The organism is Roseburia hominis, assembly GCA_040702975.1.
Taxonomy (GTDB): domain Bacteria; phylum Bacillota; class Clostridia; order Lachnospirales; family Lachnospiraceae; genus Allocoprococcus; species Allocoprococcus hominis_A.
In genome coordinates, this window is sequence record CP159990.1 from 2968053 (window position 1) to 2983383 (window position 15331).

Annotated in this window: 11 protein-coding genes; all 11 read right to left on the bottom strand. The window is 47.1% G+C overall.

Annotated features, from left to right (window positions below):
- Window position 1 precedes the first annotated feature (1 nt).
- The 11 genes from ABXS75_13795 to ABXS75_13845 all read right to left on the bottom strand — a co-directional run bounded on the left by ABXS75_13795 (window position 2) and on the right by ABXS75_13845 (window position 15197).
- Window positions 2-682, bottom strand: coding sequence for a D-lyxose/D-mannose family sugar isomerase (locus tag ABXS75_13795; GenBank protein ID XCP84135.1), 681 nt, complete (start codon window positions 680-682; stop codon window positions 2-4).
- A 51-nt stretch (window positions 683-733) separates the two neighbouring features.
- The gene (locus ABXS75_13800; protein ID XCP84136.1) at window positions 734-1819 is read right to left on the bottom strand and encodes an aldose 1-epimerase family protein; all 1086 of its coding nucleotides are present in this window, start codon (window positions 1817-1819) and stop codon (window positions 734-736) included.
- A gap of 66 nt (window positions 1820-1885) precedes the next feature.
- Window positions 1886-3379: an ABC transporter substrate-binding protein gene (locus tag ABXS75_13805; protein XCP84137.1), complete on the bottom strand. Its 1494-nt coding sequence runs from the start codon at window positions 3377-3379 to the stop codon at window positions 1886-1888.
- 23 nt (window positions 3380-3402) lie between these two features.
- On the bottom strand, window positions 3403-4350 hold the full coding sequence (locus ABXS75_13810) for a carbohydrate ABC transporter permease (GenBank protein ID XCP87156.1): 948 nt from the start codon (window positions 4348-4350) through the stop codon (window positions 3403-3405).
- A gap of 39 nt (window positions 4351-4389) precedes the next feature.
- Window positions 4390-5355, bottom strand: a complete 966-nt coding sequence (locus tag ABXS75_13815) for an ABC transporter permease subunit (protein ID XCP84138.1) — start codon at window positions 5353-5355, stop codon at window positions 4390-4392.
- 203 nt (window positions 5356-5558) lie between these two features.
- Window positions 5559-7079, bottom strand: a complete 1521-nt coding sequence (locus ABXS75_13820; protein XCP84139.1) for a response regulator — start codon at window positions 7077-7079, stop codon at window positions 5559-5561.
- Window positions 7051-8799, bottom strand: coding sequence for a histidine kinase (locus tag ABXS75_13825; protein XCP84140.1), 1749 nt, complete (start codon window positions 8797-8799; stop codon window positions 7051-7053). Before ABXS75_13825 ends, ABXS75_13820 begins: the two co-directional genes overlap by 29 nt.
- 121 nt (window positions 8800-8920) lie before the next feature.
- Window positions 8921-9586: a DUF624 domain-containing protein gene (locus tag ABXS75_13830; protein XCP84141.1), complete on the bottom strand. Its 666-nt coding sequence runs from the start codon at window positions 9584-9586 to the stop codon at window positions 8921-8923.
- 124 nt (window positions 9587-9710) lie between these two features.
- Window positions 9711-12830, bottom strand: a complete 3120-nt coding sequence (locus tag ABXS75_13835) for an alpha-mannosidase (GenBank protein ID XCP84142.1) — start codon at window positions 12828-12830, stop codon at window positions 9711-9713.
- 224 nt (window positions 12831-13054) lie between these two features.
- On the bottom strand, window positions 13055-14347 hold the full coding sequence (locus ABXS75_13840; GenBank protein ID XCP84143.1) for a glycoside hydrolase family 125 protein: 1293 nt from the start codon (window positions 14345-14347) through the stop codon (window positions 13055-13057).
- Window positions 14348-14549: 202 nt separating this feature from the next.
- A complete protein-coding gene (locus ABXS75_13845) occupies window positions 14550-15197 on the bottom strand; it encodes a GntR family transcriptional regulator (GenBank protein XCP84144.1) in 648 nt (215 codons plus the stop codon).
- Window positions 15198-15331 lie beyond the last annotated feature (134 nt).

A 15331-nucleotide genomic window follows, 5' to 3' on the forward strand; every position in this document is an offset into this window, starting at 1 on the left:
CTTATTCTGCCTTTGGATATTCATTGCACAGTAACCGGTACGGTGCCTCGTCCTCTTCGATTTCCGGGAAACGGCCGATCGGCTCATAGAAACGGTTATCATTCTCATCATCGTTGCACATGGAAACCTCGCCAAGCAGTACATCTCCGCTTCCTTCTTCCACATGGAAATCGTGGTACATGTACGGATAGATGGTAATACTTTCACCCGGAGTTAATTTTACCTGACTTCCGGCCGGTACCGTAAATTCGCGTCCGTCACAGTTTACCGTTACGTCTGTATCCGCAAACTCCCCTTCCGGAGTAGAATTGTATACGGTGATCAACACATTTCCGCCGCCGCGGTTGATAATATCCTCCATCTTGTTCCAGTGGAAATGCATCGGCGCCATCTGGCCTTCCTTTACCACCAGTAGCTTCTCCGCATAGGTCTTCGTATACTTATCCATCTTCAGATTTCCATTACGGATCGTAATCAGAGAGAATCCTACCTCGTCGAATTTACCGAGGCCATAGTCTGTAATGTCCCACCCCAGCATGTTATCGCGGATCTCATTGTACTCTGCTCCTTTGGCCTTCCATTCCTCTGCCGTCCATTTGCAGAACGGCGGAATCTCAAAACCGTGCTCCCTGATTAGCTGTTCCATATGTTTAATTTCTGCATTGATTTTTGAACGTTTCATAACCTGTAATCTCCTTTTTTCTTTTCTATCAGAACGCGAATGACGTTTTCATCATTTTCCTTTTATCTTAACGCAGGGACTTTCTCCTGCCAACAGTTTTTTTACTTCTTTTTTTACTTCCTGTAATTCTGCTCCCTGAAGAAACGTGAGGGTCAGCTCCATCTGCTCCGTCTCAAAGGCGTCAATGGTGTGAAGGGTATCCTGCTTCATGTGATACAGCCTTCCATAAACGCTGGAGTTCGCAGGCTCCAGTCCTACCACATAATCCCCCGAAGCGATGGATTTCCACTGCATAAAATACGGCAGATTCCTCTGGTTGAACTCTATTTTCAGCCCGATTCCCAGCGCTTCATTGATCACCGCGGCAAAGGTATTTCCCTCCTCGTCGGCTGCCAGCTCGTGCAGAAATACATATTCCGTCTCGCCGTCCCTGGGACTTTCCATATGGTTCCAGTTGCCCGTATGCCCTTCGGCCGCAGCATCTCTTGCCGTCACCTTCCTTGTCGGAAGCAGGATCTCACTTTTCTCACACAGGAGCGGGTAGCCCACATTCATATGATAGAGAAGCATCATCGGCTCCGCGCGGAAGCCTTCATTGGTAACCTCATCTACAATATGGATCTGATTCTTTCCATATTGTGTCTCGATGCGCCTCCTAAAAACAAGATTCTCACCGAAAAGCTCTGCCTCCCGCATCTCTCCTGAAAGCACTGCCTCATACTCTTCGCCGTTCCACTTGGCATCGGCACTGACATGCTCTGCCGGCGTCGTCCGTATCCGCCCATGCATCGGGTAATCCTTCCCGTCCGCCTGACAGGGGGCACAAATATTTTCCAGACCGCAGGTAAAAAGCATACCTCCCATGATACTACGAAGCGCCTCATCTCCATTGGTGTCAAAATGATTTCTCCCCATCAGTCCCGGTTTTGACAGGAAATTCATGTTGCAGCCCATAAAAGACACGTCCGTGATATCCAAACACTTGTCGGCCAGCACCGTAAACGCAAGCGGTCCGTTTTTCACCTCGTACGCCTTCATGCCTTCGGCTCTTCCCTCTTCATATTTCAATGGACGCACATACATAAGCTGCTGCATACTGCCTACACGGCTTAATAATTCCTTCTTCCTGCTCTGCATTTTTCTATTCCTTCTCTTCAAAAAGGGCACCCTTCTATAAGAGTGCCCGTGTTTTACTGTCTGCGATTATTTTGATGCTTTCCACTCATCAATCTGTCTCTGCATTTCCTCAATTACTTTGTCAATGCCTGTCGCTTTCAGCTTCTCCTGCAGTTTTGGCAAATATTCATCAGGATCTACGCTACCTGTATAAAGAGATTTACCAAACTCGTCCATTACATTTCCAAAACCTGCCACTTCTGTGCTTACCGGCTCAAGGTCAAAGTCGAATCCGAAGGACGGCGCATCAACAGAGGAGTCGTTGAACTCTTTGAAGGTTGCCCATTTGTCAACCGGCTCGTTCTCCAATACATAAGTGTTGAACAGTCCTCCCTGTACCCAGTAGGAAACAGAGTAATCTTTTCTTGTCGCTTCATTCAGCTTGATCTTGTTGTCATATACGTACGGTTTTCCTTCTGCTTGTGCAGCTTCATCTGCCGGTATTTCTACCTTATCCCAGTGTACGCCCTCGATACCGTAGTTCAGAAGGTTTCTGAGGTATTCGTCTGTGTTGATCAGGTTCAGAAGCTCCACTGCTTTTTCCGGATATTCGGTCTGTGCATTGACTGCTGTCAGAGCGCCACGTGCGGAAAGATTGGTCACGTAGGTATCCATGATCGGAGAAGTCACTACCTCATATCCAAGGTCTTTTCCCCATGTCAGCTCGGCGTATGGCTGTCCATCTCCTTTGGTCACAAAACGTTTGAGAGACTTGTCGTCCTGTGCAGTCGCTGCGTCTTTGTTGATATAGCCTTCGGTATAATACTTTCTCATGGTCTTCAGTGTAGATTTCATCTTATCTGTCTCAAATACGTTCTTGACAGTAAGGGTCTCATCACCGTACTCGATACCGACCGGATTCTGGATCAGGTCCATGTAAATCGGTGCAGAGTATCCGCTTGTCAGATAGAACGGTACTACGTCCGGCTCATTCTCTTTGATCAGCTTGAGCCACGGCTCCAGATCTTCCAGGCTGTGGATCTCATCGACCGGAACATTATATTTGTCTACATATTCTTTTGTGAATACCCACATCGGCATAGAACCGATCTCTTTTTCACTCGGAACACCGTATGTTTTTCCTTTTACCTTTGCAGCTTCCCAGAAACGTTTGTCGATACTCTTATACATATCCATGTCCTTGATATAGTCGTCAAGCGCAAGGAAAGCACCTTTGTTCGCATTCTGAAGATAGTTGTTTGCCCAGGAACAGGTAAATGCCAGGTCCCATCTGTCACCGGTGTTAATAACGACCTGCATCTTCTGATCGTAATCTCCCCAGCCTGCCGTGTTGATCTTCAGCTTTACGCCGATTTTTTCTGCGGTGTACTCGTTCACTTTCTCAAGCACCTTATCCTGGTCCTTCTGCGCGTCGCCGATCTGCCACCACACGAGCTCTACCACTTCTTCGCCCTTCGTGTTTGTCTCAGCCTTCTTTTTGCCGCACCCTGTAATGAGTCCTGCTGCCATAATGACCGCAAGTCCTGCTGCAGCAAACCTTTTCCATGCCTTTGGTCTCATAAATTTTTCCCTCCTGAATTCGTTTACTCTTTTACTGCACCTACCGTCAGACCATTTACAAAATATCTCTGGAAGAACGGATATGCAAAGATGATCGGTAATGTAGAAATTACTACGATCGCCATCTTAATCGTCTCTTTCGGCATATTGGCCGCAGCCGTAATACCGTCCACACCCATCATGGCTTTATTATTTGCCAGCCAGTCGATGGAACTTTCGATCTGAATCAACAGATACTGAAGCGGAATCATGTTCTTATCGTCCATGTACATCATCGCATTGAACCAGTCATTCCAGTAACCAAGTGTCAGGAACAGACCGATGGTCGCAAGTCCCGGAAGTGCCATCGGGATTACGATCTGGAAGAAAAGTCTCCACTCAGATGCTCCGTCGATCTTCGCCGATTCTACAACGGCGTCCGGTATACTCGTCTTGAAGAATGTCCGCAGGACGATGATGTTAAAGGAGTTAAGGCAGAGCGGAAGAATCAGCGCCCACAAGGAATCCTTGAGCATCATTACCTTCGTCACGATCAAATAGTTCGCGATCATACCACCGCTGAACAGCATCGGAATCGTGATGACGGTAGTAAAGAATTTGCGATAGGCGTATGATTTTCTGGACAATGCATAGGCATAGGTTCCGGTCAGAAGAAGACCGATGATCGTTCCTACCACTGTGACCAGAATCGTTACGCCGTAACTCCTGATAATACTTTCTCCTGCACTTATGATGTATTCATACGCGTACAGGCTGAATTTTTCCGGAATGAAACGGTAGCCGTTCATTACCAGTGACTGTTCATCTGTCAGGGAAATGATGATGACAAAGATGAACGGGATCACACAGATCAGAGATAAGATTGCCAGTATTACATTGAATAAAACATTCGTGGAATTCTTGATCTGATTATATTTGCATTCTTCAGCTTCGATCTTTTTGATCCGCTTTTCCATTTTTCTTCGGCTCATCGCCTTATTAAGTTCTGTTGCCACAATCTTACCTTCTTTCTAGAACAGTGCGTTTTCGTTATCAATTTTTGATACGATTTTATTTGCGATCATGATCAGGACAAATCCTACCGTAGACTGGAACAACGCTGCCGCCGAACTCATTCCGATCTCGCCGCTGGTCTTAAGTGCACGGAAGATGTATGTATCAAGTACGTTCGTCACCGGATACAGCGGACCGGAGTTCTTCGGTAACTGATAGAACAGACCGAAGTCGGCCTTGAAGATTCCTCCGACGGACATGATGAGCAGGATTGTGATGACCGGTTTCAGAAGCGGCAGTGTGATGTATTTGATCTGCTGCCATTTCGTTGCACCGTCAAGTGCTGCTGCTTCGTAATAGGTTTTGTCGATACCGCAGATAGATGCCAGGTATACGACCGTATTATATCCCATACCTTTCCACTGGCTCATGAAGATGATGATAAATGGCCAGAACTTCTTCTCTGTATACCATGAGATCGGCTGACCGCCAAACTGCTGAATGATCGCATTGAAATATCCTTTTTCCGGATTTAAGAATGCGAATACGCAGTAGCTTACAACTACCCATGACAGGAAGTACGGCAGGAACATGGAACTCTGATAGATCTTCATCATTCCTTTGTTCTTGATTTCATTTAAGAGCAGAGCAAGCACTACCGGAACTGCCACACCGAGAATAATGAATGTGAAGTTATAAAGAACAGTGTTCCTTACGATAATCCATGCATCGCCGCTGCTGAACAGGAACTTGAAGTTGTCAAATCCAACCGTTTCACTTGTGAACAGGTTATAGAAAAATCCGTTGCCGCTCAGTCTGAACTTTTTAAATGCTACCAGAATACCGAATAACGGCAGGTATGCAAAGAACAAAAACCAAACTGCTCCGGGGATACTTAAAACAAGTAGTTCCTTGTTTGCTTTAAAGCGTGCAAAAAAACCGTTTTTCGGCGATTTTGCCGCTTTTTGGGTATTAGCTTTCACCTTTAGACCTCCCTCTTTCCTATACCGCAAAGAGACCCGCCGGCTGGTCAATTTGCAGTACGATTTTGTCTATATACACTATATCATTGTGCAATTTTTCTTTAAAGTTGAAAACTTTTAGGTTCATTGTACAAATTCTAGGGAATCTGTGAAAAATCGCGAGATCCCAGGCTACCTATCTCGCGATTTTCCCTTCATTTCTGCTAATATTTTTTCATTTCACGCAAGGACGCCGGAGAAACTCCGTAGCATTGTTTAAATTTCCGGTAAAAATAGCTCGTGTCCGGATACCCGACTTCCTTGGCTATATCATTGATCTTCATATTCGTGTTCAAAATAAGATCCTTGGCAATGCTGTTCTTCGTATTGCTCAAATACTGGGCGAAGGAGCAGCCCACCTCCTTCTGGAAGATCTGTCCTAAGTAAGAGGCGTTCATGTGATACTTATAGGCCAGTGTTTTTAAGTTCATATCCTCCTTATAATTCCGCTGCACCTCGGCGATGATCTGGCGCACTACCGGAGTATACTGGGAGTCCTCCTCATGCATACTGGTAATGATCTCCGTAATTTCTGATATGAACGCCGTCTTTAATCCCAGGATATTATCCGCCTGGTAGATCGTCTCGATCAGCTCCGGCATGTCATGAAGCCGCACGTTTTCCTCCAGCTTATACTCTTTTTTGATCTCCTGTAGAAGCATGGCGATTTTAACTGCCATCTTATACAAGGTATCGACCGCCGCCCCTCTTTGTATATTATTGATGAACAGGTCCTCCAGATAGTCCACCGCCGCTTCTTTTTCTTTCTTAAGGATCAACTTTCTTAGCTGACTTTCATTGATATCCACATCTTCACTTTTTCTGTCCCGTATCTGCCCTGCACTGATGCAGCTTCCATAGCCCTCAATGATCAGATATTTCTGGAGCTTCATGGCCGCCTTATAGACTTCCGGAAGCTCTTCAAATCTTTGAAATCCCGGTCCGACACAGATGAAGGTCATGACGTTAAAATGGCTCTCGATCTGGCTCTGGACCTTCATAAAATATTCCAGGACCTGCCCCTCGCCAGATTCCTCATCCTTCAGGATCATAAGCAGGCTGTCCGGCGGAAGATGTACGACCCTGAGATCTCTTTCCGCCTTCCGAAGCCCCACGATCACATCCGCGATCTTCTTCTCTTTGAGTCCTTCCATGCTCCATTTCATAATGGCTGCATGATAGCTGCCTTCTTCCAGATGACAGTCAAGACGCCTCTCGTAAAGCCCGTACTCCTCCCGCTTTACCTTCCCGCTCAGAAAGTGCAGCCATTCCGCCTTTTCATCGATATATTTGATCTTCTTCTTTGCCATCTCATCGATCTTGGCAGCCGTCTCGCAAAGCTGGCGCTTCAGCTCTTCCTCGTCGATCGGCTTTAAAATATAATTCTCCACTTCCAGCCGAATCGCTTCTCTCGCATATTCAAATTCATCGTATCCGGTCAAAATAATGAAACGCACGCTTTCTTCCAGGCTGCGGATCTTTTTAAGGAGGGTAAGCCCGTCCATGACCGGCATACTCAAATCCGTGATCACGATATCTACCGGCTCCTGCTGCCACATTTCAAATGCTTCCTGCCCGTTGCGCGCCATATGCGCTACTTCAAGTCCCAGGGAGTCCCAATCCAGAATATTGCGGATTCCCTGCAGAATGAATTCCTCATCTTCCACTATCATTACTTTCTTCATCTTGACCTTCCTCCTCATTCGGCCTGAATCTTAAGATGACGCGCAGACCTCCCTGCGGATTCTCCTCGATTCGGATCCCGTACTCCTTTCCATAAACCGCCTTTACTCTTCTGTTTACATTCGCAATTCCTATAGAGGCATTCTTTTTCATCTCATTTGCTTCCAATTCCTTATTTTTTGCCGCAATTTCCCCTCTTGTCATACCTCGTCCGTTATCTTCCACGATCATCCGATATATCTCGTCCACCTGATCCACTATAATGCGGATATGGTTATCCTTCTCCCCCATGCGGATTCCATGGATAAAATAGTTCTCAATGATCGGCTGTATGACAAATTTAATGATCGGAACCGTCAGATATTCTCTCGGGCATTCCACGCTGGACTGAAACTGCCCCTGATACCGGTATTCAAACAATTCCAGATACTTTTTACAATAGTGAAGCTCCTGTGCCATCGTGATGACATCTGCTTCCTTGATCTGACTGCGGAAGGTGACCGCCATACTGTACAGCATCTTTCCCACTTCCCGGTCGCCGTTGCAGACTGCCTTCATCCGAATCGCTTCCAGTGTATTGTACAGAAAATGTGGATTGATCTGGCTTTGAAGTGCTGCCATCTCCGCATTCTTCTGCTCAATCTCCGCAAGATACCGCTTCTGGATATGCTCGTCCAGCTTCCCGCACATTTCATTAAAATGCTTGGCTATGACGTCCAGCTCATCTCCATTGCGGTCCACCGGAATCCGCACCCTCAGATCTCCGCTCATGACCTCCGTCATTCCGTTCAGAATCCGGTTCAGACGCCCCGCAAGCCTCTTTAAGTACCATCTGACAAATATTTCCCCTGCTGCTGCAAGAACGATTCCCACGCCAATAATCATACAGGTACGGGACATCGGCACCCTGGCCGCCTCTTTTCGGTCCAGATAGCTGATAATATGGTAGGATCCCACTTCCTTTTCTTCCACATAGGCTCCAAGCACCTCTTCCACTTCCTCCGGTCTGTCAGCTTCCATGATCTTCCTGATATCAAAACGGTCTGCCGAAGCGAAGATCACCGCTGCACTGTCATTATACACCAGCATCTGTGCCCGGGAATAATACTGCCAAATCGTCGCAAATCTCTCCCCGTCAAAGGTCAGGATCATACAGCCGGCACTCTGCATGGTATAGGGGTCGCGGATTTCCTTGAGGAAAGAAAAGCCTCCCGGCTCCGCCAGGTTGCCGCTCTCGATCCGTGCCCTGATTTCTTCCCCCGCATGCTCCCGATAGAGCTCCCGTTTTCCGCTGTAAGCAGTGAGCTCGCCCTGGCCATAGCTAAAAAATGCCACACGCTTCAGATTCTTGTAGGTATCAAATATATCTTTGACAAAGGTATCCATTCCTTTATATTCAATGTCACTGCTTTTCATATAGGCGTCCAGGCGATACTGCTGATACTGCTCCGCATCACAGTTCAGATAATGCAGAAGATCGTCCAGCTCCGTATTCGATTTGTACAAATTCTCATGAATCACTCTGGCCGTATCCTGAACCCCCTCCAAATAGGCCACTGCCTCCTCGTTCATCAGCCTGGTATAATCCAGATTCTCCTCCAGGTAACGATTCTTCGTACTGGACAAAAAATAAAACACCAGCGCCGACACGACTCCTATGATAATGGACGTATAGATCAGCAGCAGTTTATTATATAATTGTTTAGAACTTCTGATTTCCATATCTTTTTATTTCCCTCTCCTCATTTAGATCCGCACCATTTTCAATTACCTCCATTATACCAAAGGGAATGCAAAAATGGAATGCCGTGCCCAGCAGCATTCCACCCAAACACTATGTGACTTATTCCTGTTCCAGACTTCTTAAGACACCCTGGTTCATGAACATCACAAGAAATCCATAAATACTTCCCATAAAAAGTACAGTCGTCCCTGCGGCCAGTTCATATGCCATCAAAACGACCGCCAACGCCGCAATATTTCCGATGGTCGCGACCGGTCTTGCGATCAGAAGGGTCAACGCAGTCCGCACAATCTGCAAATTCTTCATCTCATACCGCGCGATCAGCATATAGAGGTTCGGCGTGATCAGCACCGATACAGCAAACAGGATCACGAACAGAATTTCCAGCGGCAGCACCGGAATCTGTAAGGAGAAAAATCTGATATTGGTCCAAAATACCAGTATGGCAAATAGCTGTCCGGCTGTCAGAAGGATCTTCTGCTTAAGATCCGAACAATATCCCTTCTTATAATCCCGCAGTACACGCCCCTCCGTCCCCCGGATCAGCCGGTTCATGGTGTAGAACACCGCGCCAAGCGCCGGGCCCATCGGAAGCAGGCTAAGCAGAAAAAGCGGGAGACATTCCCCGATCTGCTGTACCCCGACGAATAGCAAAAACAGCAGCACCGGAATATTGGAACCTATGAACAGCAGGTTCACTATAAAAAAATACCATACCTTTTCACAGAACCCCAATACTCTCTCTATGTTAAATAATTCGGACATTTTCGGAATCCTCCCTTTTCCTGTTCTTTCCTGCCCGGGCGAAGGCTTTAAGTTCCTTCGTCCGGACAGATTCGATTGCCATACATACCTAAGTGAAGGTCCGGCGGACCTTCATCCCGGCCAGCTATAATTCAATCAGAAGCGTCTTGATCTCATATGCGTGTAGCTCCATGGTAATCTCTTTCTTTTCAGAGAATGTGCTGATCGGACGTTCTCTCAAATCGCTCTCGGCCCATGCTTTGAAATCAAATCCGGTCTTCATCGTCACGTTCTGTCTGGAACCTGCAAATTCATGGAATCGGATCACGATATACCTGCCGTCTTCCGATTTCTTCACTGCGTCCAGCTCCACCTGCTCGTTGTCAAATGTAAGGAAACTCTCATAAGCAAGAGTGCTCTTTCCTTTTACTGCCTGCATCGGCTCGTTCAGGGCAAATGCCTCCTGTACCACATTTCCTTCCACAAAATCTCCGCCGTGCGGAAGCAGGGAATAGGTAAAGGCATGCATTCCCTGATCCTGCAGATGATCCGGCTGAAGCCCGGACTTCAAAAGCGTGATCCGCATCACGTTATCCTTGATATCGTGACCGTATTTGCAGTCATTTAAAATACTGACGCCATAATTTCTCTCCGACAGATCAGCCCATCTATGCGCAACCGTCTCGAATCTTGCCTGATCCCAGCTTGTGTTCCAGTGATTCGGCCGTCTCACATTGCCATACTGGACATCGAAGGTTCCATAGGTGGAACGAACGTCTACCGGGAAGGCCGCTTTCAGAAGCTGCTGGCGCTCATGGTAATCCACGTTGGTCCTGAAATCGATTCTCCGGTTGTTGCTGTACAGGACCAGATCCTGCCGGATCAGGGAACTCATGTATTTCCATTCCATATGAATCGTCATCTGAAGCGCCCCCATCTGCGTCACCTCAAATGCGGTAAGCTCCGTGATCTCGCGCATTTTCTGCTGATAGAAAATGTCGATATCCCACGCGTCGTTGTCGATCGGTTTATCCTCAAACATCTGCAGCACGTTTGCCCGCTCCCCTTCCGGAAGTACATCGCGCTCAAACGTTTTATCGTAAAGTCTCGTAATCTGACCATAGTTGTTAAGGGCAATATGGTAGAACGGTGTGTCGATATCCTTTCCGTTCACCTCAAAAACGGGATCGGCGAGTTCCGCCTCCAAAGGCTCAAAGTAGATCACCTTTGCCCCCATTTGCGGTACGTCTTTTACTTCTACATAGGTAACACCTTCTTCTGTCTGAGAGGTGAGGATATTGCCTTCCTCGTCCTTGTAGATTCCCGGCACATCATTTAAGATCTCCACATTCTGGTCCAGCCTCCAGGCCGATGCGTTAAATACGGTGTAGGCATTTTCCTTTGCCTCGAGCACCGCTTTGTAAGCCTTTTCCTCTACTTCCTTTGCAATACATTCAATATATTCGTAATCTTTTCTGGAATCCTCATATACCTCATGGATCGAAGAACCCGGGATGATATCATGGAACTGGTCAGTCAGGATATGCTTCCAGCCTTTGGTCAGTTCCTCCTGTCTGGCCCTCTCAAGACTTCCTTCCTGCAGGGCTTCCATCACTGTCAGCCATTCTGTCCTGCGGTAGAGAAGCTCCATTTTCCGGTTCATGCGCTTGTTGTAACCCTGGCTGGTATACGTGCCTCTGTGGTATTCCAGGTACAATTCTCCGTCCCAGGTATGCACATACTGATCAGTATTTTTCACCGTTTCCTGCAGATTCCGGAAATACTCTGCCGCTGTGGACGTTTTCAGATGCGGCAGTCCCGGAATCCTATCAATCCTCCTGCGGTATTCCAGCATATCACGGTTTACACCGCCGCCTCCGTCGCCAAAACCATAGGCAATCAGAAGTTCCTTATTCATCTGCTTTTCGCTGTATGCGTCCCAGGTTCCTTTGACCGTCTTCGGGAGCAGTTTTCCATTATAGGTATAGAACCACGACCCCGGCTCATTCCACGGCTCCGGCGCGGTGATAAAATGCGTCAGCACTTCGCTCCCGTCGATTCCCTTCCACTTGAACGTGTCATGCGGCATACGGTTATACTGGTTCCAGCTTATTTTCGTCGTCATGAAGGTGTCGATTCCGGCTTTTTTCAGAATCTGCGGCAGTGCCCACGAATAGCCGAACACGTCCGGCAGCCAGAGGTACTTTACGTCTTTGCCAAACTCATCTTTGATGAACTTGCTTCCGATCAGAATCTGCCTCGTCAGGGACTCACCGCTTGTCAGGTTGCAGTCAGCCTCCACCCACATCGCTCCGTCCACTTCCCAGCGTCCCTCTTTTACTTTCTCTTTGATCTTTGCGTAGATCTTTGGGAACTCTTCCTTCATATATTCGTAAATCTGCGGCTGTGTCTGAAGGAAAATGTATTCCGGGTACATTTCCATCAGGCGAAGGACCGTCGAGAAGGAACGGGATCCTTTCTCCTTCGTATGTTTCAGCCTCCAAAGCCACGCCATATCAATATGTGTATGACCCACGCAGCGGATATTTATCATAGAATCCTTGTGCATTCCGTCAATCTTCTCATTCAGGAACTCGTCCGCCTGATATACGGATTCATAGAATTCTTCACTTCCCGGATAGGACCAGTCGATCAGATGGCAAGCACCATCCAGTGCTTTTCTGAGTTCATGCTGGATCGGATCAAACTCGTCCAGTTCCCTGATCGTCTGCCATACCATAGATGCCATATAGTAAAAATCATCTGTTTTTTCATCCAGCCACGCAAGATCCGCACGGGCGATCCGATGCTCCTGCGCTGTCGGAACTCCGCCGCCTTCCAGACCTGACCAGAGACGGAAGGTCACATCTGCCGTCGTGCCGCAGAGCGCATCGTTAAAGAACACCTCTTTGTGATTCGCATCTACTGCCTGATACATCTCGCCATTTAAATAGACCATGGACTCAAATCCCGCATTATTTCCCGCTCCGGTATTTCCATAATCAAAAACTCCCACCACTTTTCTGCCCTTCCACTGGGAGGGAATCTCAATATCCTTGTGCATCCACAGGTACAGATCGCGTCCTTTCCATGTATCCTGCACTCTCAAAGTGTCCCAGCCTTCAAAAGAAGTCGGGAGCACCGGATTTACTACGCCCTGCGTATCTTCCTGCACAGCAAATTCGTTCAGGGCGATGATGTCTCTGTATCTGTATTTTTCCAGTTCAGTAATCCGCCGTTCTAATTTTCTGTCCGTTAAAAACATAGTATCCTCCTACGATATTCACCTGATCATTACGGGACATCCCCTTTTTTACTGGTGTACTGATTTTATCGTACTACGCAGGGAATTTTATCTCAATTCAGAGAATTCTATATTTGATGGAAAAATTTTAGGAAATGTATTGTTTCCATATGACCGGTATAGAAAAGGATTTCACTCGCAGAACTATTGTGAAATAGAAAAACGGCTATCGGATTCTGAGGCCTTTACCTCAAAATCCGATAGCCGCAGTAGTCAAGTACAAGTTCACTGAACATTGCATTCGCCCACGAAAACCATTCTCTTGTATACTGTTCCGGGTCATCCACATGAAATCCTTCATGCATCAGGCCTTTTCCCCCATCAGTCCTGGAAAGGATGTGCAGAACTGCCTCCTTCTCTTCCGGCGTCCTGGCAGTCAGCCCCTCCATGGCAAGAGCGATATGCCACACATATTTCACCGGAGTATGAGGGCTTCCGATCCCCGCCGCGCACCTACCCTCATAGTAATAGGGATTTGCCTCACTTAGAATGAGCCTCCTTGTATTCCTTGCAACCTCCGGATTCTTCCCCCAGTATCCGAGATACTCCATAGAAAGAAGGCTCGGCACATTTGCATCGTCCATCAGGTTATACTGTCCATAGCCGTCCGTCTCATAAGCATAGACCTCTCCAAAGCCTTCCTTCCTCGTGATACCATAGGTTTCGATCCCCTCATAGATTTCTTCCTTTAATTTCCCGGCCTCCGCTTTCAGCATCTCATCTCTTAGCACGACTTCCGCAATTTCTTCCAAATATCCCAGCGCCACGACCGCAAACATATTGGAGGGTACAAGGTAGCCATAAGTACATGCATCATCACTGGGACGAAATCCCGACCAGGTCATTCCGATTCCGGATCTGACAAGCGCGCCCCTTCCTCCTCTGGATAAGGTATCGGTATAATACGTGTTCTTTCTCACGAAACGGTACGCCGACTCTTCCTCGTGGTACTGCTCCGTCCGAAACACTTGCAGGATTTTTGGCACTCCTCTCCGGAAGCTGGTGTCAAACTGGTCTGTACGCCCGGTGTTTTTCCAAAGCAGATAGGCAAACTGAATCGGATAACAAAGGGAATCGATCTCATATTTCCGCTCCCAGACCCAGTCATTCCTTTCCGTTTCATCCTTTTCCCAGCAGTTTCCACTTGCCTCCTCGTTAAATGCATTTGCATAGGGGTCAATGTTTATATACAGGAACTGCCGTTTTACCAGACCGACCAGGAGGTCCGCAACCTCCTCTTCTTCCCTCGCCGCTATCAGGTAGGGCCGAAGCTGGGCGACCGAATCACGCAGCCACATGGCGGGAATATCCCCGGTGATCACGTATGTGGTTCCATCTTTTGGCCGCCTCACCGTCGTATTTAAGGTATTCGTAAAACAATTCCGGAACATCTTATACAGCCTTAGGTCCCCCTTCAGCTTCTCCTTTACGTCCTGCAAAATCCGCTCTATGGAAGGATATAATACGTTCTTTTCCATTTTTCTTCTCCTCGTCACTTGTAAATGATACTGACTGGATTTTAGCATCTGCACATGAGGAATACAAGGGTGGCAAAAAGATGTAGAGAATATGTCCTTTAGAACTAGAATATTTACAGACAGCGTCGGCGGACTTCCGGCGGGGATTTCCCTTCATCCCGAAATAAAGTTTTAACCATGCCGTTACGTCTCCCCGACTCAGCTATTTATTTTCGCCGTTGCAACGATTATAATCCCGCCAGAACTCATCCGCTGTGTTCAGCAAATGTAAGACCATATACTGGCTGGCCTGGTCAGCCTCTTTTCGCTCAATGCAGGAAATAATCCGTTCCCATTCATTAATACTTGCCAGTCTTCTCTCTTCCGAGACCGAGGTCTTTGATGTAATACGGAGAATATTTGCCATCATATTATCCAGCAGGTTTACGACTATCGCATTTTTGGTCTTTTCTTTTATTACCGTATGATTGTCCAGTTCGCGATAACCGTATTCCTCATGCTCGGCCACCCTCATCCGCTGGGTATTATATTTCATTCGTTCGATATCGGACGCCGTCATTTCATTCATATTCCAGATCAATATCTGGGGCTCGACCATGAGCCGGACCTGGAAGGACTCCTCAATCGTCTTCTTGTCAATGGGCGCAACATAGGTTCCTGATTTTGCTTTAACGTAAAGCCAGTTTTCTTTCTTCAGACGATCAATAACAATCCTGACGGCAGGACGCGTCACATTATATGCTTCGCAAATCTCACGTTCGCTGATCCGCGTGTTTTCCGCCAGTTCACCAGATAATATTTTATCCTTTATTTCCTGTTCAATCTGTTCTTCTATACTTTGATATTCCATGATTTCCCCCTTAAATGCGTTACAATTCTTTTCAAATGGCCCTAGGAATCCGAACCATTCCCATTTTCGTATCTTAATCTAGAATACCATCAAAAAACAGGCTTTACAACTAAAAATTCGGCTCCGGCAAAATC